General features: G+C 59.8%; 14 protein-coding genes and 1 pseudogene. 12 read left to right on the forward strand and 3 right to left on the reverse strand.

Going from position 1 to position 23,312, the window contains the following annotated elements:
* From ACM0PK_RS20165 to ACM0PK_RS20205, 9 genes and pseudogenes are all read left to right on the forward strand, one after another.
* Nucleotides 1-285, forward strand: a pseudogene (locus ACM0PK_RS20165) (ATP-binding cassette domain-containing protein); the annotation flags it as partial.
* 333 nt (nt 286-618) lie between these two features.
* Nucleotides 619-1,641, forward strand: coding sequence for a bestrophin family protein (locus tag ACM0PK_RS20170; protein ID WP_414607834.1), 1,023 nt, complete (start codon nt 619-621; stop codon nt 1,639-1,641).
* 85 nt (nt 1,642-1,726) lie between these two features.
* Nucleotides 1,727-3,124, forward strand: a complete 1,398-nt coding sequence (locus ACM0PK_RS20175; RefSeq protein ID WP_134970267.1) for a sigma-54-dependent transcriptional regulator — start codon at nt 1,727-1,729, stop codon at nt 3,122-3,124.
* 9 nt (nt 3,125-3,133) lie between these two features.
* Nucleotides 3,134-5,188, forward strand: coding sequence for a sensor histidine kinase (locus tag ACM0PK_RS20180; protein WP_414607835.1), 2,055 nt, complete (start codon nt 3,134-3,136; stop codon nt 5,186-5,188).
* Complete coding sequence (locus ACM0PK_RS20185; protein WP_134967712.1) at nt 5,185-6,090, forward strand: DnaJ C-terminal domain-containing protein; 906 nt, start codon at nt 5,185-5,187, stop codon at nt 6,088-6,090. The genes ACM0PK_RS20180 and ACM0PK_RS20185 overlap by 4 nt, the downstream gene beginning before the upstream one ends.
* Nucleotides 6,087-6,365 carry a chaperone modulator CbpM gene (locus ACM0PK_RS20190; protein ID WP_414607836.1) on the forward strand — a complete coding sequence of 93 codons (279 nt, stop codon included), beginning with the start codon at nt 6,087-6,089 and terminating at the stop codon, nt 6,363-6,365. Before ACM0PK_RS20185 ends, ACM0PK_RS20190 begins: the two co-directional genes overlap by 4 nt.
* A 19-nt stretch (nt 6,366-6,384) precedes the next feature.
* The gene (locus tag ACM0PK_RS20195) at nt 6,385-7,335 is read left to right on the forward strand and encodes a Dyp-type peroxidase (protein WP_414607837.1); all 951 of its coding nucleotides are present in this window, start codon (nt 6,385-6,387) and stop codon (nt 7,333-7,335) included.
* A gap of 1 nt (nt 7,336) precedes the next feature.
* Nucleotides 7,337-7,882 carry a mechanosensitive ion channel family protein gene (locus tag ACM0PK_RS20200; RefSeq protein ID WP_414607838.1) on the forward strand — a complete coding sequence of 182 codons (546 nt, stop codon included), beginning with the start codon at nt 7,337-7,339 and terminating at the stop codon, nt 7,880-7,882.
* 119 nt (nt 7,883-8,001) lie between these two features.
* On the forward strand, nt 8,002-8,652 hold the full coding sequence (locus ACM0PK_RS20205) for a DUF1345 domain-containing protein (protein WP_414607839.1): 651 nt from the start codon (nt 8,002-8,004) through the stop codon (nt 8,650-8,652).
* Nucleotides 8,653-8,670: 18 nt separating this feature from the next.
* Here ACM0PK_RS20205 and cls read toward each other — a convergent pair whose 3' ends face one another.
* The 3 genes from cls to ACM0PK_RS20220 all read right to left on the reverse strand — a co-directional run bounded on the left by cls (nt 8,671) and on the right by ACM0PK_RS20220 (nt 12,994).
* Nucleotides 8,671-10,158, reverse strand: coding sequence for a cardiolipin synthase (gene cls, locus ACM0PK_RS20210; RefSeq protein ID WP_414607840.1), 1,488 nt, complete (start codon nt 10,156-10,158; stop codon nt 8,671-8,673).
* A gap of 260 nt (nt 10,159-10,418) precedes the next feature.
* Nucleotides 10,419-12,245, reverse strand: coding sequence for an HsdR family type I site-specific deoxyribonuclease (locus tag ACM0PK_RS20215; protein WP_414607841.1), 1,827 nt, complete (start codon nt 12,243-12,245; stop codon nt 10,419-10,421).
* Nucleotides 12,246-12,772: 527 nt separating this feature from the next.
* Complete coding sequence (locus ACM0PK_RS20220; protein WP_146257815.1) at nt 12,773-12,994, reverse strand: hypothetical protein; 222 nt, start codon at nt 12,992-12,994, stop codon at nt 12,773-12,775.
* 214 nt (nt 12,995-13,208) lie between these two features.
* On the opposite strand from ACM0PK_RS20220, the gene ACM0PK_RS20225 reads away from it, so the two are divergent.
* From ACM0PK_RS20225 to ACM0PK_RS20235, 3 genes are all read left to right on the forward strand, one after another.
* Nucleotides 13,209-19,499: a calcium-binding protein gene (locus tag ACM0PK_RS20225; protein ID WP_414607842.1), complete on the forward strand. Its 6,291-nt coding sequence runs from the start codon at nt 13,209-13,211 to the stop codon at nt 19,497-19,499.
* 191 nt (nt 19,500-19,690) lie between these two features.
* Nucleotides 19,691-21,853, forward strand: a complete 2,163-nt coding sequence (locus tag ACM0PK_RS20230) for a type I secretion system permease/ATPase (RefSeq protein WP_180885804.1) — start codon at nt 19,691-19,693, stop codon at nt 21,851-21,853.
* Nucleotides 21,850-23,271, forward strand: coding sequence for an HlyD family type I secretion periplasmic adaptor subunit (locus tag ACM0PK_RS20235; RefSeq protein WP_134970249.1), 1,422 nt, complete (start codon nt 21,850-21,852; stop codon nt 23,269-23,271). The genes ACM0PK_RS20230 and ACM0PK_RS20235 overlap by 4 nt, the downstream gene beginning before the upstream one ends.
* Nucleotides 23,272-23,312 lie beyond the last annotated feature (41 nt).

A 23,312-nucleotide genomic window follows, 5' to 3' on the forward strand; every position in this document is an offset into this window, starting at 1 on the left:
CACGCCTTCCGCATCGACACGGTGGGCGATCTGCTGCCCTCGCAGATTTCCGGCGGGCAGCGCCAGCGCACCGCACTGGCGCGGGCGCTGGTGACGCAACCGCAGGCGCTGCTGCTGGATGAACCGTTCTCCGCGCTGGATCATGACCTGCGCCAGCACCTGCGTCATGAACTGCGGGCAGTGCTGGCCCGGACGGGCATCCCGCTGCTCTTGATCAGTCACGACCCTCAGGACATCCGCTTCTTCGGGCAGCAGGTAGTGCATATGGATTCGGGCCGGGTGGTACACGGAAAAGAACTCAGTACACATACGGACAGTAATGTCCAGATAGTCCAGCCGGCAGCCCAGGCTTACCCACCCTTGCCACCTCGCAATCTCTCGGTAGAGGTCTTTATATCCAACGCGTCGACGTGCCTCCCCTGTCCGTCAATGCTCATGCAGGGTTTGGGGAGGGGTGTCGAGACGAACAGTGAATCCGGCTCCCCCAAGTGCACCTTACTCCTGCAACAGGTGCTTCCCAAGTGGCTCAACTGACATGATCATTCCGTCAACAAGCGAAAGCTCTCCCCAGGCTACGGGCCTGCACACCTGTCTGGACATCGTAGGAAGGGTGCAGCCATGTCGCTGACCACAAGCCCCTTCAGTGGCGCGGGGCGTTACGGCAGTCCCATTGACGAGCATGAGGTCGACATGAGGAACGTACGCCAGGACGTCGAAATGAGGATGCGGCGCCAACCGACGATGTGGGACATTGCCTTTGCGGTCAAAGGCACGATTCTTCCGAGGATCGCGAGGCATCTGATGCTGATCGCGTTGATCAGCATCATCGCCATTCTTGCGTCGCTTGAGCACCCGGGTATCTTCGCCCGGTTCGGCTCCGTTCCGTTCACGCTGATTGGCATCGCGCTGTCGGTGTTCATGAGCTTCCGCAACAATGCCTGCTATTCCCGATGGTGGGAAGCAAGGCATCTATGGGGAGAACTGATCATCGCCTGTAGATCGCTGGCACGGCAGACGGCGGCCCTAGCCCCTGAGGATCGAACGCAGATCATTCATGGCCTCTGTGGATTCACGGCAGGCCTGACGGCCAGGCTGCGGAGAAACAGCGAGGCCGACGCAATCAGCCTTTGGTGCAATATCGGAGCCGCCGCAAAGGGTCCCAATCCAACAAATGCGGTCCTTGAAAGTATCGGAAATCGATGCCTGCAACTCGTCATGAGCGGCAAGATCGACTCGATCCAGTACTCTGTCCTTGACGGCCAACTCAGCACGCTAGCTCGTATCCAAGGGGGCTGCGAGCGCATCCTCAATACCCCGGTGCCGTTCTCATACTCATTGCTCCTGCACCGCACCGCCATCGTGTTCTGCACCATGCTGCCGTTCGCACTGGCTGGGTCACTCGGCTGGTGGACGCTATTGCCAGTGTTGATAGTGGCCTACACGTTTTTTGGTCTTGATGCACTCGGGCACCAGCTGGAAGAACCCTTCAGTCTTGCACCCAACGCGCTCCCACTGTATTCGCTGCGGCAGATAGTTGAGCGCGAGATGATGTCGATCCTGGAGCTCGCCAACACCGACGCCGGCAGCGGAAGCGGTGGCGAGGAACTTGCCAGCGAGCGGGCAGAACGGTCACTGAGATGAGGCGACGAAAGTGGCAGGCCCCGGGGCACGTCTCCGATTGAAATCACACAGCGTTTAACGCAGCACATACAGAACCGAGGGAAATATGACGCCCAAGAGCGCCATTCATGCAGCCGAAGAGCACGCCGGTGGCGATGTCGCTTGGCCGGATCTTTCAGATTCGTCAATCCTGATCGTTGACGACGAGCCGGGTATGCGCAGTTTTCTGGTGCGCGCCCTGCGGCCAAGATGCAAGGCTGTGGAAGCGGCTGCAGACACTGAAGAAGCAGAGAAGCATCTGGCCGAGCGCCACTTCGACATAGTCGTTGTCGACAACGTGATGCCTGGGAAGAGTGGCATCGTCTGGCTGGAGGAGCAGCGTCGGGAGGGTACGTCGGCTGACTTCATTCTGATCACCGCCTACGCGGACCTGGACTCGGCCATCGGTGCGATCCGCGCAGGCGCCGCTGACTTCCTACTCAAGCCATTCCGAACCAGCCAGCTGCTGGCGGCCTTGTCCCGCTGTCTGGAGCGCGGTCGGCTGCAGCGCGAAAATGCTGTTCTACGCCACGAACTGCATGGATCGGGCGCGCCTTCACCACTGCGCGACAAGCTCACCGGCAGCTCGCGAGTGATCCAAGCCACTCGCGACCTGATCGCAAAAGTGGCGCCCTTGCCCAGCAGTGTTTTGTTCACTGGAGAGTCCGGCGTGGGCAAGGAGGTGGCGGCACGATCGTTGCATTCGCTCTCCACGCGCGCCTCCAACCCCTTTATTCCTATCAACTGCGCAGCGATCCCGGCCGAGCTGATCGACAGTGAACTGTTCGGCCATCTGAAGGGGGCGTTCAACTGGGCGCAAGCATCACGCCAAGGCTTGGTGTCATATGCTCAAGGCGGGACGCTGTTCTTCGATGAGGTCGCCGACCTGCCACTGGCGTTCCAAGGCAAGCTTCTGCGCATGCTCGAGGATAGGCGGATACGCCCGGTCGGCGCAGAGCGCGAGACTCCCATCGACGTCCGTTTCGTCTTCGCGACCAATAAGAATCTGGTCGCGGCAGTGAAGGACGGCACCTTCCGGTCCGATCTCTTCTATCGGATCAATGTCCTGGAGGTGCAGATACCGCGCCTGCACGACCGGGGGACGGACGTACTGGAACTGGCGGCTGGATTCATGCGCGAACTGGGGCTGCAGCTTGGTTTACATCCCATTCCGTTCGATGAACGAACCCGTGCCTATCTCCAGCACTACTCTTGGCCGGGCAATGTCCGCGAACTGCACAACTACGTGGAGCGCAGCCTGATCCTGGGCCATTTCCCGTCGCATCTTGAACGGCTCGAATCTCTGTCTGATCCGCGCAGTCGACTTCTGTCCGAGGTCGAGCGTCGGCACATCCTGGCGGTACTACGCGAAACGGGTGGAGATCGCGAACAGGCAGCCGGCATTCTGGGGATCTCGCGGAAGACCATCGACCGCAAATGTTCCAGCTGGAACGTATCAGCTTAGGGAACCGCAATGAAACGAGTGCGCTCCGTCCGCCATCGCCTGCTGCTGATCGCGATCCTTCCGATGGTCGTGATCCTGCCAATGATCGTTGGCGTGCTCATCTATAAGTGGGACAAGCGTTTCGATGAACTGCTGTCCTCCAAGGTCGGCAGTGATCTGAAAATTGCTGGGCAGTACATGAACCAGTTGCTGATCAACGACCGTGCATCACTTGCTGCCATCGCTGACTCGGAGAGCTTTCATAGCGCAGTTGGTGGTGACAGGGACGCTCTCAGTACATTGCTTGCATCGAAAGCCCGTCCAGGTGCATTGGACTTCATCGCGCTGCTTGATCGAGATGGCCATCTCCTGGCCAGCAGCGAACCGTCATCGCAGAAGGCCGTGTTGCTCAAGTGGCCAGTGATTGAGAAGGCCTTCAACGGCGTCTCCGACGTGCAGGTAGGCGTAGTGCAAGAGGATGACCTGCGAGCACTCTCGCCCCAGTTGGCGGCGCGTGCGGAGATCGTCCGTCTGCCAGAGCCAGGAGAGCAGGCGCCGCCGAGCACATATGAACGGCGCGCACTGATGATCCAGGCTGCCACTCCAGTGAACTTGCCCGGCCAGCAGCCAGGAGTGCTGGTCGCGGGCACGCTGCTGAACCACAACACGCACTTCATCGACCAGATCACGGACTTGATCTATCGCGACATCGGCATGCGCACCGGAAGTGCCGGTATCGCGTCCCTTTTCCTTGGCGATACCCGCATCAGCACGAATGCCAAGCTGCCCGGCGGGCGCCCAGCGTCCGGCACAAGAGCGTCAGCGGAAGTAGCCGCAGCGGTTCTTGGTCAAGGCAGGACGTGGTTGGCAAAGGCCTTCGTGGTCAATGACTGGTATGTCTCAGGCTATATGCCGATTCGGGACGGTGAGGGTGTGCCGGTCGGCATGCTCTTCGTTGGGTTTTCGGACGAGCCATTCGCTACCGCGCGACGGAACGCCATCGGAATGATCGTCCTCGGTTGCCTGCTGGTTGCGGCAATTACCGTCCCTCTGTTTCTGTATATCGCTCGTGGCGTGTTTCGTCCGCTGGAAAAGATGGACGCAGCCATTGCGCGGGTCAACGCCGGCGATCGCAACGCCCGCGCAGGCGCGCGTGGTTCCAACGACGAGATCGGGCGACTGGCATCGCAGCTGGACCAGATGCTCAACCAGCTGCAGGACAACGAGCGGCAGCTGGTGGCCTGGAACGAGGAGCTCAACACGCGGGTAGAGGAGCGGACGGCGGGACTGCTGCTTGCCAACCGTCAGTTGGAGGAAGCAACGCAGCACCTGATAGTGAAAGAGAAGTTGGCAACTATTGGCGAGATCGCCGCAGGTGTCGCACATGAGATCAACAATCCGCTCGCAGTGATGCAGGGAAATCTGGAGCTCCTGCGTGAAGCCGTGCTCCAGGATTTCGGACCAGGCGGCAAGGAGGAGTTTGACCTCATCGAGGATCAGATCCAGCGTATCAGTACGATCGTGTCCAAGCTGCTTCAGTTCTCAAAACCTAGCGAGCACGCAGCGGAATACGAGCTGTTGGAACCTTCATCCCTGCTGCTGGAAACGCTACCGCTGGTACAGCACCTGACCAAACGCCAGCCCGTCATGATCGAGAAGAGGTTTCATTCCACCCGACTCATCAGGGCCAACAGAGGGGAAATCCAGCAGATCCTGGTGAACATCATGATCAATGCACTCCATGCCATGCCGGGCGGGGGTGTCCTGGGACTAGCCACCGAGGACACGGATGACATCCACGGTGCACCTGGAGTGGCGCTGCGGATCTCCGACACCGGCGGCGGCATCCCGCAGGACATCCTGGAGCGGGTCTTCGAGCCCTTCTTCACGACCAAGCACCATCAGGGCACCGGGCTCGGCCTTCCGATCAGCCAAATGTTGGCGTCGCGGCATAGAGGAAACCTCTCTGTGGCGAGTACGGGGCCAGCCGGGACCGTCGTTGAACTGTGGATGCCAGAGGCGGCCGAGGACCGTCCCAGCGCGTTGAATTCCTCAAATGACATGAACGAATGGAGGTTGGAGTGAGCAGTCCATACGAAACACTTGGTGTTGCCAGTGACGCCACGACGGATCAGATCAAGAAGGCGTACCGGAGGCTGGCCAGGAAGCTGCATCCCGACCTGAACCCAGGCGACAAGGCCGCGGAAGAAAAGTTCAAGGATGTCGCCAATGCTTACAGGCTGCTCATCGATCCGGAGAAGCGGGCGCTGTTTGACCAGGGGGCGATCGACGAAACCGGAGCGGAGCGACCGCGCCGCGAGTACTACCGCGACTATGCCCAGGCCGATGCCGGCTATGGCGACGGCGGCTTTGGTGGCTACGCGGACTTTGCCGAAGCCGGTGATCCCTTCGCCGAGTTCTTCCGCCGCACGTCGAATGCCCGTGCAAACCGCCGTGGCCAGGACCTCCGCTATCACCTCGAAATCAGCCTGGCGCGCGCCATCGAGGGAGGCGCTGAGCGCGTGGTCCTGGGTGATGGCGGCACCTTGGATGTGAACATTCCACCGGGCGTCACCCAGGGGCAAACACTCCGCCTTCGAGGCAAGGGCGCAAAGGGTGCTGGTACGGGGGGAGACGGCGATGCCTTCATAGAGCTGGAGATTGCACCAGACCCACGCTTCCTTGCCGAGGGCGACTCGCTCACGATTGATGTGCCCATTTCCTTGAAGGAAGCCGTGTTGGGCGCACGCATTACCGTGCCGACGCCAACCGGTCACGCCGAGGTGGGCGTGCCGGCTGGCTCAGATGGCAACACCCGGCTTCGACTGAAAGGGCAGGGCATGCCGCTGCGTTCCGGTGGCCGAGGCGATGAGTTCGTCCGATTGAAGATTGTTCTACAGAAGCCTATGGACGCGGAGCTGGCCCAGTTCGTGAAGACCTGGGAGTCGGGCGCGTCCTTCAATCCGCGGGAAGGAGGTGCAGCATGAGCGCATTGAATGAGGTTGTTAGTGTTCAGGATATCCTCGACCAGGCCGGCGTCGAGGAGGCTGTGCTGAGCCATTGGGTCCAGCTGGAGTGGATCTCTCCACAGCAGGGTGAGGATGGGCTGGTCTACACGCGTGTAGATCTCAGTAGAGCACTTTTGGTTCGCGACCTTGTATTTGAAATGGAGGTCAATGAGGCAGGGGTGGACGTTGCGCTTCAACTGATCGAGCAGGTGCATGGATTGCGGCGGGTGCTGCTGGCCATGCGTGATCGGTGACCCACTCCAGGAGCGTTCAATGAGCTACGCGACGCCGCAATCCCCCGAACCGCAACCGATCGACGCACCACTGTCGATCGCTGCATCCTTCCTTGTTCTTACCATTGAGCGGGACGCCTCGTCCCTATCTGCCGTTCGAGCGGTCCTGGGCAGCCTGGACGATCTGATCAAGAACGTGCTCGTCAGAGATGTGACCGGCACCTTTACCTGCAACGTCGGGATTGGCGCGAACGTATGGGGCCCGCTCCTCGGCACGGCGCCACCTGCTGAGCTACGTCCGTTCAAGGAGATCCGAGGCGCAGCGCATGCGGCAGTCTCCACGCCAGGCGATCTCCTGTTTCATATCCGCGCCAAGTCAATGGATCTGATTGTCGCGTTCCAGGAGATGCTCTTCGAGGGCTTGGAAGGGGCAGTTGCAGGGCAGGACGAAGTCAGTGGATTCAGATACTTCGACGGTCGCGATCTGCTGGAGTTTGTCGATGGCACTGCCAATCCAGTTGGTTTGGCGCTCCCCGAGGCGACCATCGTCGGAAGCGAAGATCCCGCGCACGCGGGGGGAAGCTACGTTGTCACACAGAAGTACCTTCACGATCTCAAGGCCTGGAAGGGACTTAGTACTGAAGTCCAAGAGCAGATCATCGGTCGCAGAAAATTTACGAACACCGAGCTTCCAGACGCACCAGAGGCAGATCAGAAGTCGCACAAGACGCTGTGTACCATTACAAGGGATGGGATCGAACACGACATTCTGCGGGACAATATGCCTTTTGCAAGGTCGTCACATGCCGAGTACGGGACCTACTTCATTGGCTATTCAAGACATCTCTGGGTAGTCGAGCAGATGCTTGAGCGAATGTTCATCGGCAACCCGCCGCCGCTTCACGACCGAATTCTTGATTTCTCAAGAGCCGTGACTGGCAACGTCTTCTTTGTTCCGTCCAGAAGCGCACTCGCGGAAATGGCAGGTTGATATGCAGACTACTGTCGACGCTTTAGTGGATCCGTCATCTGTCGTAGGCGCAGTGGCGATTGGGGCGCTCATCGCACTTCTCGCCGTGATCAGTGCCGCACTTCTCAGGAGATCAGCTCGTCGTATCGGCGCACGGCTTACGGATGGGACCACGCTCCAGTTTGCAAGCGTACTGGGACAGTGGTTGATCTACCTGCTGGCCGTCGGTCTCTATGCGCACCTAATCCCTGAGCTCAGGACCCTCGGGTCGACGATGCTTGCGGGGGCGGGCATCCTTTCAGTTGTAGTTGGTCTGGCGGCGCAGGACACCCTCGGTAACCTGATTGCAGGATTCTCGCTTCTCATATCAAAGGCGATGCGCGTGGGTGATACCGTCCGCGTGTATGCTCCCAATGGGGTCATCGAAGCCCGGGTGGAGGGCATCTCTCTGGGTTTCACAACCCTTCGGGATGCGCAAGGGAACGAGGTCGTAATTCCAAATGGTGTCGCCATGGCCAGCGCCATTGTTCGAGTTGCGCATCCAGACTCTACGAAACAAAGTGAATGAATGAGGCGCCAGCTGATGGACTATCACAGCAATCGCGGTGCAATGACGCTGGAAAATGACCAGCAGGCCTCGCCGAATCTCCGCCAGGTCGCTGGCTGGACATCAAATGGAGCCAGAATGTGATCAAGCTTTCACATGCCAGGGCAAGTTTCTATCTGGCCGCCGGAGCAGGGGTTCTCGCCTGGGGCTGGGCAGTTCACTCTGCGCCGTATCTGGCCCTGGTGGTAGGCGTGGATGTTTTCTTTGTTGCCTATCTGGCAAGGACACTGGCTTCCGTCCCCACCTACGACGCAGAACGGCTCCGGCTGAACGCAGGCCACCGGGATGAGCCCCTGTGGATGGTGTTCATCATTACATTGGCAGCGGCAGCTCTGGCGGTGGGGCTGGTCATCTCCGTAAGCGGGAAGCAACACAAGCCTCTGGAACTGGGGCTGACCCTGGCGTCACTGCCTCTCGCCTGGGCCACCATCCACGCAATGATGGCTTGGCACTACGCGCACATGTATTGGAGAAAAGCAGATAAGAACTGCGTGGATGAAGGTGAGCGGGATGGCTACCACGCGGGATTGCTTTTCCCCGGGAACAAGCCGCCTGGGGCACGCGATTTTCTGTATTTCGCGTTCATCATCGGAGTCGCTGCACAGACGGCTGATGTCTCCATCTCTTCGTCGAAGATTCGCGCCGTAAGCCTGCTGCATTCGCTCGTGGCCTTCGCCTTCAATACCGTGCTACTTGCTGCAGTCGTGAATGTTGTGGTGACGCTGGCGTAACTTGATCGTCCGGCACCTCTAGAGAACGGGCGACATCATGCCGATGGCATTCTGAAGAAGCCGCGTATGGAAAGGCCAAGCCTCCACCGTCTCCAGAGCGATCTGCTCAGACACACGTACGTAGCCTTCCTGTCGATTCCTGATAGCCGACGTTGCCAGTGGATCCATGATGAGGAGGTTGTTTTCGAAGTTGAGTTGCAGGCTACGACGATCCAGATTGGCGGATCCAACCAATGAGAATTGCCCATCTGCTGTCAGTGATTTGGTGTGAAGTAGCCCAAGCGGATACTCGAAGATGGATACTCCTGCCTGAAGCAAGTCACGGTAGGTACTGCGGCATGCGTAAGCCACCAACAGTGAGTTGTTGCGTTTCGGAAACACCATCGTGGTTCTTACGCCCCTGCGCGGCGCAGCGCATAGTGCCCGTAGGAGGGCCTCGTCTGGAACGAAGTAGGGGGTGGTGATCAGCAGTTCGCGCCGTGCGGCGTACACCGCGCCGACAAATGAATTCGACATGGCATCGCCAACCGTTGACGGACCGCAGCCATACATCTGGGCCACCGCACCTTGGGCAAAGAGGGCCGGCAAAGGGCGCTGAGACGGTAGCGACTCCAACTCCTCGCCGGTCTCAGCCATCCAGGTGCTCAGAAACAGCCACTGTGCCTGTCTCACCACAGGGCCTTCGCATCGAAGGAAGATATCCACCCAGGGAGCGTACTTTGCAAGCACCCTGAACTCAGGGTCCGCGCAGTTCTGGCTGCCACAGAAGGCAATGGCATTGTCGATGACGACCAGCTTACGGTGATTGCGCAGGTCAAGTCGCCCCAGCGCCAGATGTCCTATACGAGGGATGTCGTCCAGCGTTGCAAGCAGGCGAACTCCGGCCTCCCGCAACTGTTGCCAGCGTGGGCTGTGGATGAATGACCGTGATCCCAAAGAATCGACCATTACCCGGCATGCCACGCCTCGGAGAGCTGCTGCGGCAACGGCATCGGCAACTCTGCCGCCATTGCCATCGTCCAACCAGATGTAGAAGCTGATATGTACGTGATCACGCGACCCGGCAATATCGGAGATCAGTCTTTCGATGGCTGCATCGGAGTCGAGCATCGGCTCGTTCGGTGAGGCGAAAGACGAGCCCAGCAAGTCGATCCTGTTGCCGCCGACCGGCCCCAGTCCATTGGTGGCCGTGCAGAGATTGGACAGTAACTGAGCGTCAGGAGGCAGCAGTGGAGCCTGGGGTATCGGGATGGTTCCAAGCATGCGTTCGGCCCGATGAAGGCGTGATATCCGACCGCGGCCAATGCTGGTTTCGCCCAGTAGGAGGTAGGCGATTGTACCCAGTGCAGGAAGGGAAAGAACGACCGCCACCCAAGCGATCCTTGAAGCCGGAGTACGGTCACGCCGGGTGATCGCGCGTGCCAGAACCGCGACCTGGACGATCAGCAAGAACCAGAAGATCGTGACTCCAAGTGGCTGCTGAAGCCATCGCAGGGACTCTGGCATGGAGGTTCCTCAGGATTCTGACGCACTGAGTCTAAGAGCAATGCCTATCGCCCGTCACGCAGTGGCAGGACATGCTTTTGCCCCTCTCCGAGACACTTTGAGCGGTCTACGGCCAAGGGTACATCAGGGTGTCGCCGTCTACCTCGGACTGATGATTGACATGGATATCGATTAGTGATCGTTATCGAGGGTAGGGCCGGTTGTTTCCGGCCCGAGGGGTTCACTTTCACTTGCTGGACGACGTCGAAGCAACCGCTCGGCTATTTCTCGGATAGACTCTCGCCCCAATGATTGGCTGCAAGATCCACGATCACGCCGGGAACACTCGTATCCCTTCCCGGGCGTCCTGCCATCGCGATGACGCGTGTCTGGAATGACGTGGATAGGGGGCAAGTGACGTAATAAGCAGTGTCGCCGCCCGGATCGGCCCCCACGAGCCGATGGTAGGTCGAAACAAGTAGCTGTGGTTCGTCGCCATTCTGGGAGGCCTGCCAGACCCGGCTCGGATTGTCCGTCTGCCCCCATGCATGAACCTGCAAATTTGCGAGGGACATCTCCGCACGGTTTGAAACAAGCGCGCTTAAGAGCCTCTTCGTTGACACTCCTGAGTCGGTCACTACGATGCCCTTGAGAAGAATGCCGGAACTAACCCGAGCGGCGAAATCTTCAAGTATCTGCCGTGCGTACGTCGCCATCATGGCATCACTGGCATCCACGAGGCGGACACGATCCGCACCGGCCCCGTCTCGTAGCTTGATGGCGACGGAGCGCATGTGGCCGTCGGATGTCGCCTGCTGGATGCTGTACTCGGCGATCAATGGCATCCATGCCGTATCAGTCCGGCGCTCATAGTGACTGCCAAAGGCGATGAAGATGCCGTTTGGAAATGTGCGCGACCAGACCTGTGCGGCAGATTCAATGGAAGCCAACGATAGACCGACAACCAGACACGTATGCCGTATCGTCGTTTCCAGCATGGAAATCGACCGTAGTGTGGTCACAACTAACCTCGGACGGTTATCTAGCAGCAGCTTGTGCAATTCCTCTCTGGAGTCGGCACGCACAACGTCCAATGCTTCACCATCGTTTGGCGCCTGCCGGACCGACTGGATCAATTGCTCTGCCAAGACTAGCCTGTCCACAATTACGATCTGCGGGATTGAACCGAGCTCGCTCGATTCACGGCAACGCGCCAAGTATCCAATCATGGACGATATGACGCCGGATCCCATGGGCTGCTGAATCAATCCGGCGATGCCACCCGTAGTTCGCTTACGCAGTGTGGCGTCGAAGGCAGCTTCGATCAGGTCAAGTTGGTAGGCGCGCAAGCGATCGCGGTAGTATGAGGACAGAGAGCCGAGTTGCTCTGTAAGAGATTGCAGCTCAGTGTCGCTGATGCCGGTGGGCTTGCCTTCGACTAGGCGCTGCTTGATCTGCTCTGCCTCCGCGGTCACCCGTGACGCCGTCATTTGCAGCTGGGCTTCAGGGGGGGCGACACGCAGACGTTCGTCGAGGCTGCTATCAGCAGCGACTGTTGCATGGAGGACGGTGAGGACTTCGTCGAGCGTCTTCTTGATGTCGAGAAACTGCCCTAGGAATTCAGTTTCAGGCGAGACCGATTGTAGGTGCGTGAGTGCCTGGTCTACATCCTCGCTTAGCAAGGGCTCCGCATCCACGTCAAAGAGCAACGTGACGACCCAGAATGCAGCGCTCCGTGCACCTTCAATGGCATGTAGTGCCGGTACGGTGCCATTTCCACCGTGGTACAAATCATTGCGCAGGCTATGGTAGTAGATCATCTCGTCGCGCTGGACCATCATCGGGGAGCCCTTCGTATTGGCGAAGCGCTCGATGAACTCAAGCTTGGTGTGGAAGTTTCGCTTCCAGTGGGTCACTTCATCTTGACGATAGATAAGTCCGCCTCGCTGGGCGGGATTTAGATCCAGAAATGTCACCACAGCCATCTCGATGGCATTGTCGAAGCTGATAAGCGCTATACGCCGATCGAAGTCACGCGAGCCTTGGCGATGCTCCTCCCCGTGGCGGAGCAGATCAACGGGGCCGTGGACCCAAGGTTTGATTGACAATGTGAGCATCCTTCCGGCGAACTTCTTAGCTCCATGGTATGAAGGCAAAGCATGGTTGACAATGTGTCGCGACGGGATGTGACGAATCCCCACGCTGGGACCCCGTCCTAACTGCATTCCAATTCGTTTTTGGCGTCATGGCCGAGGGTGCCGACATCTGGCGATGCTTGCTGTTTATCGGGGGTAGGGGGGGGGGCTCATCTTCCGGCCGGTATTGAACAGATGCTTTGAGACCGATGCCCTGCTCTACATCGCCCCCGAAAATCACACATCCACCTTCGACGACGCGACCAGTTTGGTGACTAGGGCTACGGCGGCTGGTAAATGGTGCAGTAGTGGCGTAGCCGGGAAGGGGATATGCCAATTGTCAGGCACAGCCACGATCCTGCCCTCCGCGATGTGCTCAGCTGCCACCGGCCCGCCACTTGGATCGAGTCTTTCGCAAGCATGGATTGGGCGGTCGAGGCGACACTGGATCTGCATGCTGCGGTGTCAAGGGGGGTGGGGGGCAGCGGGCTTCCTGAGCTCTAGATGCCTTTGGAGGTGGCCATGCAGAGTGCGGCTTTTGCCTCGCCGAACTGGTGCAGTCGAAGCCCCGCAACATTTGGGCAGTAGCTGGCGAACTGATCACAACCAACGCCAGTAGATTCTCCCCCATTGCCGATCACGTAGTCCGCATGCAAACATGCGCCGGGGAGACAAGGATGGCCACGGTGGAGAAACGGGAAGGCCTTGATTTCGGTCGACATCACCGGTATGCAATGTGCTGGTTTCGCTCGCTTTGGCTCCGGTTCGCGTCATGTGCCCGGCCCAGAATTCCACTTTGCGACCAGCGCACGCGCAGCCGCCTCGCGCCATTCTCACAAGAGCCCGTATCTATGATCATCACTTCATAGCCGGCAATGGCTGCATTCCGTTTCAATCGGTCCGATCGCATTTCCATCTCGACTCCAAGGAAAGAAAATGACGTACACGGCAGTGCAGATGCAGTCACTCTTGGTTGGCCTGTCCCGTCAGTTGGCGGCATTGTACGGACGGGAGTTGAAACAGGCCGGAATAGAGATTTCGGCTCTCGGCAACAGTTCGCCCGATGAAGAGGTCGCTCTGCGCATCAATGAAGCCTATGCACGGGCAAGTGCACAGGCCATCGAGCTGGTCCGCATGTTCGGGCAGATCCCCGATCTCGCCGGCGATCCGGCCTGGCAATCGCTGCAAGCGACCTATCTTGATAGCTTCGAGAACATCGTGGAGCGCATCCACGATGATGGACGCCTGCACGTCGACAAGCTTAGTGATGTGCTTGGCATTCTTGAGCAGGCGACGGCAATCAAACTCCCTGGAACAGCCGGCACCATTGGCGAGATGGTCGGTATTACAGGAGGGGCAATCCAGACCGCGTTGGACGTCGGCGACCTCATCATTGCTGCGCGCGATGGCGACTACAGCACGATGGCGACCGTGCTCACCATGGGAGTCGTCGGTACCTTGATCGATGCGACCTTGGACCGCTTTCCGTATCTCGGCCCACTTTTGACTGCGACAGGCATAGTCGGGCTGGTGGAGGACGCATTCGAGGAATCTGCATCGGCCGGCTTCCAGCGGATATTCGGCGACAGTGAAATGCGCTATATGGTCGAGCGCTGCTATGAACTCTATGGGCAGGGCTTCCAGCAGTTCGACGGAACTGAGCTTGCAGCGCTGATCGGCACCGCTGGGAACGACCAGGTGTTTGGGATCTCCGGGAGATCAAATATCGTCGGCGGCGGCGGTGGTAACGACGGACTGTATGGCGACGCCCTCGCAGACGTCCTGGGTGGTGGTGCCGGCAATGACATACTGGATGGGCACGGGGGCGACGATGTGCTGGAGGGCGGGGACCACAACGATGAACTGTGGGGTGGCACCGGCAATGACCGACTGTACGGCGGCAATGGGATGGACACCTATGAGTTCAAGGATGAGGATTTTGCCGAAGGCGCCACCCGCGACATCATCGTAGATGACGATGGGCAGGGCGTCATCCTGTTCAATGGCGCGGCGTTCGGTACCGATCTCGGCAGTGGCGCGGTGCACAGATATGGTGCGCAGGGCTTCTATTGGAGAACCGCAGATGACAAGTTCAACCTGCTGCTTGGTGCGCTCAACCAAGATGGAACGCGATCGCTGATTATCGTGCACCGTGCAACCAACAGCCGCATAGTGGTGGAAAAGTGGGTCGACGGACATCTAGGGATCACTCTGCCCACCTACAATCAGCCCGGAACTCCAGAGAACCCGATCGCGGAAACCAATGGCGATGACCTTGTAGGCCGCGATGGCGATTCAAATAGCGTCGCCAGCGGTGATGACAATATCCGGAGCCTGGAGGGAAATGACGGTATCGATGGCGGCTACGGCGATGACTACATCGACGGGGGCGGTGGTGACGATCTGCTGCTAGGCGGGCCGGGCGAGAATCACATTACCGCCGGCAGTGGAAACGACATCATCCTGAACGGCTCGTTCGTAATGAACTGGCGCACCGCCGAAGAGATGGGGATGTCACTAGAGTACTTCCAAAGCCAGTATGCCGGGCAACCTGTCCATGCGTACGGCAATGGATGGGTGGCTAAGTACAAAAACGGCCAGGCCCTCGACCCGAGTGACAGACTTGGCCGGCTGGGGGGCCTGGAAATCTACGCTTGGGGATTTAGCGGCACAGGCATCTGGGGATGGCTTGACGCGAACCAGCATCGCAATGGTAGAGATGTCATTGATGCTGGCGCGGGTGCCGACACCGTGGCCTCAGGCGAAGGAGACGACGTAATCGATGGTGGATCGGGGAGTGATGTACTGATTGGTGGTCATGATGCGGATCTCATCAACGGTGGCGATGATGACGACCTCATCCTTGGCGATGTCCTAACCGCCATAAATCCCAGTTTGATGTACGTGCTGGGCGACGTCTCGAACCTCGCGAATATCGCGGGGGCCGACATCATCGATGGTGGTGCAGGCAACGACCTCATCTATGGGCAGGGTGGTGCCGACATCTTGAGTGGCGGCGACGGCAATGACGAGTTGTGGGGAGATCGACTCAACGACAATCTGGACGATCCAGTGTATTCGCCTGGACCTACCGGCAATGATGAACTCGACGGCGGAGCGGGCCAGGACCTCCTGATAGGCAACGAGGGGAACGACACGCTGTCTGGTGGGGCCGGAAACGACGATCTGTTCGGGGATGATTGGTTCACGCCTGAAGCCCTCCATGGAAACGACTTTCTGGATGGCGGGGAGGGCGATGATCGCCTCCAGGGCAATGGTGGCAATGACCAACTCCACGGCGGCGAGGGCGACGACGCCTTGTTCGGTGGAAGTGGCAATGACGACCTCAACGGCGGAAGGGGTGTCGACCAGTTGCGCGGCGATACTGGCGACGACAGGCTGTCCGGCGGCGAAGATGATGACCGGCTATTCGGCGATGACGGGAACGACACCTTGTCGGGCGACGCTGGCAACGACGAACTGTCTGGCGGCATGGGCAATGATCTGCTCAACGGTGGCGACGGCAGCGATGTGATGAGCGGTGACGCCGGTGATGACGTACTCAACGGCGGAAGGGGAGATGACCGCCTCAAGGGTGGGGAAGGCAATGATCGACTCTACGGAGACGACGGCTGGGACTATCTCGACGGGGGTAGCGGTAATGACACACTGGATGGAGGTGCCGGCGGTGATACGCTGCAGGGCGGCGAGGGCAATGACACGCTGATCGGCGGGGACGGTGGCGACGGATTGATCGGTGATGATGGCGCGGACATCCTGCTGGGCGGTTACGGATGGGATTATCTCGACGGCGGCACGGGCGATGATGTCCTTCGCGGTGATGCGGGAGGCGATCAGTTGGTGGGTGGAGAGGGTGACGATACCCTCGAGGGTGGTGCAGGCGACGATACTCTTCAGGGCGGCACTGGACTGGATACGTATCGGTTCGAAGTTGGCGCGGGCCATGACGTCATCGATGACCGTGATGCGGACAGCGTCATCCACCTGGCTTCGGATATCGACTTCGATCAGGTAGCTGTAAGGCGCAGTGGTGATGACCTGGTCATCAGCATGCTTGCCAATACCGAGTGGTCCCTGACGTTGCGTAGCTACATGCAGGCGGAAGAGGGCAGTGCGCCCTCCATCTACTTCCACGACGGCCGCGTGTTGACTCAGCAATGGATCCGCGAAGCCCTGATCCAACCCACTTCTGGCGATGACGTCCTTATTGGGTACGAAACTCCGGATTCGCTGGCGGGAGGCGAGGGCGACGATTCACTGTCCGGCCAAGATGGGGCTGACGTTCTCGATGGTGGGGCGGGCAACGATTGGCTCAGCGGCGGGAGAGATGACGACATCCTACGCGGCGGAGACGGCGATGACTTCCTCTTCGGTGATGAAGGTAGCAACGCACTGTACGGCGGCGACGGCAATGACACACTAGACGCACGTAACGGCGTTGCGCTGATGGATGGTGGTGCAGGCGAGGACAACTTGAGTGGCAGCGATGGAGACGATATCTACCTGTTCCAGCGTGGCAACCAGGTGGATTGGGTGCGCTATGCCTCCCAAGACGGTACGGACACCCTGCGGCTCGGCCCTGATATCGCATTGTCCGATCTGGAGTTTGCCCTTCGTACCAACATGTTTAACGGGCTGTCCCTCAGCATCCGCATAAAGGGTACCGAGGATGTCTTCATTATCTATACGGCGCTCGGCAATACCGAGGCGTCCGTAACTAGCTCGGGCGAGATAGATCGGGTCGAATTTGCCGATGGCAGCGTCATGCTTGCCGATGAATTCTACGCCCATGTAATCGCAAACGCCGTCCTGACCGGCGAGCCTGATCAGTCGCGCGTGGGAACCGCTGCCGCCGAGGTGATGATCGGTGGCGACAACGGTGAGTTTATCTATGGCATGGGGGGGGATGACACCATTACTGGTGGTTCTGCCGGGGATAACATTCGTGGAGGCCTGGGGGACGACGTCGTACATGGCGGGGCGGGTAACGACATGCTGCGCGGTGGGGAAGGCGCTGACCGGCTGCATGGCGGAATTGGTGACGACACGCTCATAGGCGGCTTCGGTGACGATAGTTTCCACTTCAATGCAGGCGATGGTCACGATTCGATCATGGATGCATTGCCCTATGATTCATCTTATGACCAATTCGGAAGCGGATTCGACCGCCTATTTCTGGGCGAAGGCTTGAACCCGGCCGACGTAGTCGTCACCCGCAGGGACGAAACTGGACTGACCATGCATTTCGCAGGTCGCCCTGATGACCTCGTCACCTTGGATAATCAGCTTTCTTTCGGAGAGCTTAGTGGCGGCGCAGTCGATGAAGTTGTTTTCGCCGATGGGACCACTTGGACGACACAGGATTTGCTTGCAAGAGTAGACGCAGCACCTGCCGTCAATCGCACGCTTGCGCCGGCCGCGGCAGTGGCGGGCCGCATTTTCAGCTACACATTCCCCGCCGATCTGTTCAGTGATAATGGATCGCTAACTTGGGAGACCCGTAATCAGCCGGAATGGATGCAGTTCGACGCGGCGACGCGCACGTTGAGCGGCCAAGCGCCAAGCGACTGGAGTTCTACTTACGGGGTCTACATCGTCGCCACGGACGCATTCGGGCAGCAGGCCGTCGCGAGCATCACGATTGTGGGGGCTGCATCGCTGATCAATGGCACATCCTCTAGCGAAGATCTCACCGGAACCTGGAACTCCGATGTGATCTACGGCTACGAAGGAAATGATCGCATCGATGCCGGAGGCGGGGCCGATTTTATGTACGGCGGCAAGGGTAACGACAGCTACAGTGTCGACCACGCCAGCGATCAGGTTATCGAGCTTGCCGGAGAGGGTGTCGACAGCGTGTTCTCCACTGTGACCTTCACGCTGGGTGACAACGTTGAGAATCTGACATTGAGCGGCACCAATGCGATCGACGCGACCGGCACTTCGGCTGCAAACATCCTTCGTGGTAACGAGAAGGGCAATCATATTTGGGGGTTGGGCGGCGGGGATGTGCTTGAGGGCGGTTCAGGGGACGATTTCCTATATGGTGGCGAAGGCAACGACGAGCTCACTGGAGGTGCCGGTCGCGATCACCTCGAAGGCGGCTCAGGCGATGATGTGTACAACCTCGGCGCAGACGATGACGTTATCGTTGAGCTGGCCGGAGAGGGTATTGACCTGGTGCGAACCTCTGTCTCCGGGTACACATTGGGCGCACACCTGGAGAATCTGCAGGTGAGCGGTTGGGGGGACGGAAGCGGTAATGCGCTGGACAACGTGATAACCGGAGATTACGGCAACAACCTTCTGTGGGGTATGGATGGTGATGACGTGCTGGATGGCCAGGGAGGCCGGGACGGCCTAACAGGGGGGCGAGGCAACGACACGTACGTGGTAGACGATCCCGGCGATTGGATCGTTGAACTGGCCGGCGAGGGTATCGACACCGTAAAGGCTTCTACGGACTATACGTTGAGCGAGGGCCTGGAGAACCTCAGCTTCCTCTACTCCCATGGATTTACCGGCAACGGTAATGCGGCAGACAACGTAATGACCGGTAACTCTGGCGGGAATACGCTCAATGGCCTCGGGGGCAACGACACCCTGGACGGTGGCGGGGGCTGGGACCGGCTGGTCGGTGGCGATGGCAGCGACACCTATCTCATGGGATCGGGCTATGGCACCGACACCATCGTGGAAACTCAAAGTCAGGCTGGCGACCATGACGTCGCGCGCTTCAGCGGGATATCGCATGATCGATTGTGGCTCACGCGTGCGAACGGATCCAACGATCTGTCGATCAAGGTTTTGGGCGGACAGGAATCCCTCATCATCGAGAACTGGTTCTTGGGCGACCAATATCGAGTCGAAACGATCGAAGCTGATGGCATGCTTCTGCATTCCTCTGAGGTGCAGGCGTTGTTCTCGGCCATGCAGCAGTTGGGCAAGTCTAACGGGGACATCCTCACCGCAGCCGAGCGTCAGGTGCTGCAGCCGGCGCTCGAGGCGGCGTGGCAGTCCAGCGCCGGCACGACAGCGGTACTTGGGGTGGAGCATGGGGAGCTGAACAGCCTGGTCTCCGCAATGAGCAGCTTTGGCATGGAGGCCTCGGCCCTTCCTCTCCTCGATGGAGTCTCCAGTGTGCCCTTGCTGATACAGGGAGGCGCCATCGGTCGGTCAACTGCACCTGCCATGGAGATCCTGTAGTCGTACATCACGTTGTTCGATCGCACGCGGCGGTGCAAATCGAGAGGGGGCACCAATTTCTTCTTTTGGCACGTGCCGAAGCTTCCGGCCAAGGGGCGCGTCTCACAGATTGCCCCCTCTTGACAGAGGACTTTGGTGACCCCAATCTCCGCGTCGGGGTTGCGCACAATGGAAGCTGCGCAGGGGATTCTATGTCAGAGGGAGACGCGGCACTTTCGGTGTCGGAGGTAGTGCGTGCGCAGGATCGACAGGATCTGGCGTTGCGTGGTCTGGTACTGCTTGCTCAATTTCATGGCATTGCGGCCGACGCCAGTCAGCTGGCACACGACGCTGGGCTGGGCAATGCCCCCATGGACGAAACTACCCTGGTCCTGGCGGCCCGCAAGCTGGGCTTCAAGGCGCGGATGGTGTCAACGCCCTGCGCGCGCCTGGCGCTGGCCAACCTGCCTGCGCTTGCACTAGGTGAGGACGGTGATGCGTTCATCATTGCCCGCATCAATGGCGATCAGGTGCTGATCCACGATCTGGCCCAGAAGCGCCCGCAGAGCATTGACATGGCAGCGCTCCGGCAACGCTACCGCGGACGCCTGCTGCAGGTCGCATCGCGGGCTTCTGTTCTCGGCGAGCTGGCCCGGTTTGATTTCAGCTGGTTCATTCCGGCGGTGATCAAATATCGGAAAATGCTGCTGGAAGTCTTCATCGTCTCGTTCTTCATCCAGTTATTTGCACTGGTCACGCCTCTGTTCTACCAAGTGGTGATGGACAAGGTCCTGGTGCATCGCGGCCTGACAACGCTGGATGTGATCGCGATCGGGCTGGTGTCGATCGCGATTTTCGACGTCGTACTCAGCGGGCTGCGTACCTATGTGTTCGCCCATACCACCAGCAAGATCGACGTCGAGCTCGGTGCCCGGCTGTTCCGGCATGTACTGGCGTTGCCGCTCGCGTACTTCGAATCCCGACGTGTGGGCGACACCATTGCCCGCGTGCGCGAACTGGAGAACATCCGTAACTTCCTGACCGGGCAGGCGTTGACGTCGGTCCTCGACCTGTTGTTCACCGTGGTGTTCCTGGCCGTGATGTTCTACTACAGCGGCTGGCTGACCCTTATCGTCCTGGTCTCGCTACCGCTCTATGCGCTTGTTTCGGCGGGCATCACCCCCGTGCTGCGCAAGCGCTTGGATGAGAAGTTCGCACGCGGCGCGGACAACCAGTCCTTCCTGGTCGAAACCATCAGTGGCATCGGCACGGTCAAGGCCAATGCGGTCGATCCCCGGGTGACACGCACCTGGGACAGCCAGCTGGCGGGATATGTGAATGCCGGATTCGGCGTCACCAAGATCGCGACCGTCGGCCAGCAGAGCGTGCAGCTCGTGCAGAAGCTGGTCAGTGTTGCCATCCTGTTCTGGGGGGCAAAGCTGGTCATTGATGGCCAGCTGTCACTGGGCCAGCTGATCGCCTTCAACATGTTGTCTGGACAGGTCGCCGCGCCGATCATCCGCCTGGCCCAGCTGTGGCAGGACTTCCAGCAGGTGGGCATTTCTGTCCAGCGTCTCGGCGATATCCTCAACACCCGCACGGAACTGCCCGGCAGCCGGATGGCACTACCGTCCATCCGTGGCGACATCACCTTCGAGCAGGTCGGATTCCGCTATCGCCCGGATACCCCGGAGGTTCTTGCCGGCATCGATTTGCACGTGCCGGCCGGGCAGGTCATTGGCATCGTCGGGCGTTCGGGGTCCGGCAAGAGCACGCTGACCAAGCTGGTGCAGCGCCTGTACACGCCAGAGCGCGGACGGGTGCTGGTGGATGGGCATGATCTGGCCCTGGCCGATCCTGCCTGGCTGCGGAGGCAGCTGGGCGTGGTACTTCAGGAGAACTTCCTGTTCAACCGCAGCGTGCGTGAGAACATCGCACTCAGTGATCCGGGCATGCCGCTTGAACAGGTGATCAAGGCGGCGACCCTTGCCGGCGCCCACGAGTTCATCTCGGCACTGCCCGAGGGTTATGACACCAAAGTGGGGGAGCATGGCGCGGGCCTGTCGGGTGGCCAGCGGCAGCGCGTAGCGATCGCCCGTGCGCTGATCACCGATCCCCGAATCCTGATCCTGGATGAGGCCACCAGTGCTCTGGACTACGAGTCGGAGCACGCGGTGATGTCCAACATGCGCGAGATCTGCAGGGGCCGAACGGTCATCATCATCGCGCATCGCCTTTCCACCGTGCGCAGGGCCAACCGCATCGTCGTCGTGGACCGCGGTCGCATCGTCGAGAGCGGAACGCACGATGAGCTGCTGGCCCTGCCAGATGGGCACTATGCGCAGCTGCATCGCCTGCAGCAGGGGGCGGCATGAAGCACATCCGTGATGCGGTGGGCGTCTTTGCGGCGCGTTACCTTGCCGTGTTCCGTAGCGCTTGGCGGGCCCGCCACGAGATGGATCCGCCTGCGCGCGAGGCAGACGAGCGCGCCTTCCTGCCTGCGCATCTGGAGCTGATTGAGACCCCGGCGTCGCCTACGGCACGGTGGACGCTGCGCATCATCATCGCGTTGTTCTGCGTGGCGGTGCTGTGGGCCAGTTTCGGCAAGCTCGATATCGTTGCTGTGGCGCCCGGGAAAACCGTCGTGGACTCAAGGACCAAGGTGGTGCAGCCGGCAGAAACCAGCGTGGTGCGCCGGATTCTGGTGCGTGACGGGCAGGCGGTGAAAGCAGGGCAGGTGCTGATTGAACTCGATGCCACCGCCACCTCCGCCGACGTAGCCAAGGCGGACGATGCATTGTTGAACGCGCGCATGGCCTCCCTACGTCTGCGCGCCCTCGCCGAGGCCTTGGAAGATGGCACAGCGCCGGTATTCCATGTTGATCCGGACCTGCCGGCAGGCCGGGTGCAGGCCGAGCAGGCGCTGGCGCGAAGCCAGTACGAGGCGCTGCAGGCCAAGCGCCACAACCTGCAGGCCTTGATCGCACAGCGCCGCGCGGAACTGGAAACCACGCAGGCCTCGGTGAAGCCGCTGGAGGAGTCGGCACGAATCTCCCGCCTGCGCGCAGACGATTACCGTAGCCTGCTGGAAGGCAACTATGTGGGGCGCCACGACTACCTGCTACGGGAGCAGGAGCGCATCGCGGGTGAGCGTGATCTCGCCGCGCAGCGCAATCGCGTGGAGGAGATCCGGTCGGCCCAGCGAGCCGCCGAAGAAGAACTGAGGGTGCTGGTGGCCGACTTCCGCCAACAGACCCTGGACGGACTGCGTGAGGCCCAGGAGCAGATCGGGCAGATGGCGCCTGAAGTATCGCGAACAGGGCAGCGCGACCACCAGATGACCCTGCGTGCGCCTGTCGATGGAACTGTACAGCAGCTGGTGGTGCACACAGTGGGTGGTGTGGTTACTCCGGCGCAGCCCCTGTTGGCCGTCGTCCCCAGCGAGGAATCACTGGAGGTCGAAGCTACCATCCTCAACAAGGATATCGGCTTTGTGCGCACCGGCCAGGCGGTAACCGTGAAGGTGGAAAGCTTCCCGTATACCCGCTACGGCTACCTCACAGGGAAAGTAGTGAGCGTCTCTCACGATGCCATGCAGGACGAGAACCTCGGCCTGGTCTTCCCGGTACGGGTGAAACTCGACAAGGCCACCCTGCAGATCGACGGGGTGCGCGTGCGCATGACCGCAGGCATGAGCCTGAGTGCCGAGATCAAGACCGGGAAACGGCGGGTCATCGACTACCTGTTGAGTCCGTTGCGCCAGCATGCAGGTGAGGCGATGCGCGAGCGTTGAGCTCCCTATCATCTGTGGCGGGTGTCGGTACCACTCTACAA

It is taken from the genome of Stenotrophomonas sp. FR010 (genome assembly GCF_047520755.2).
Taxonomy (GTDB): domain Bacteria; phylum Pseudomonadota; class Gammaproteobacteria; order Xanthomonadales; family Xanthomonadaceae; genus Stenotrophomonas; species Stenotrophomonas sepilia.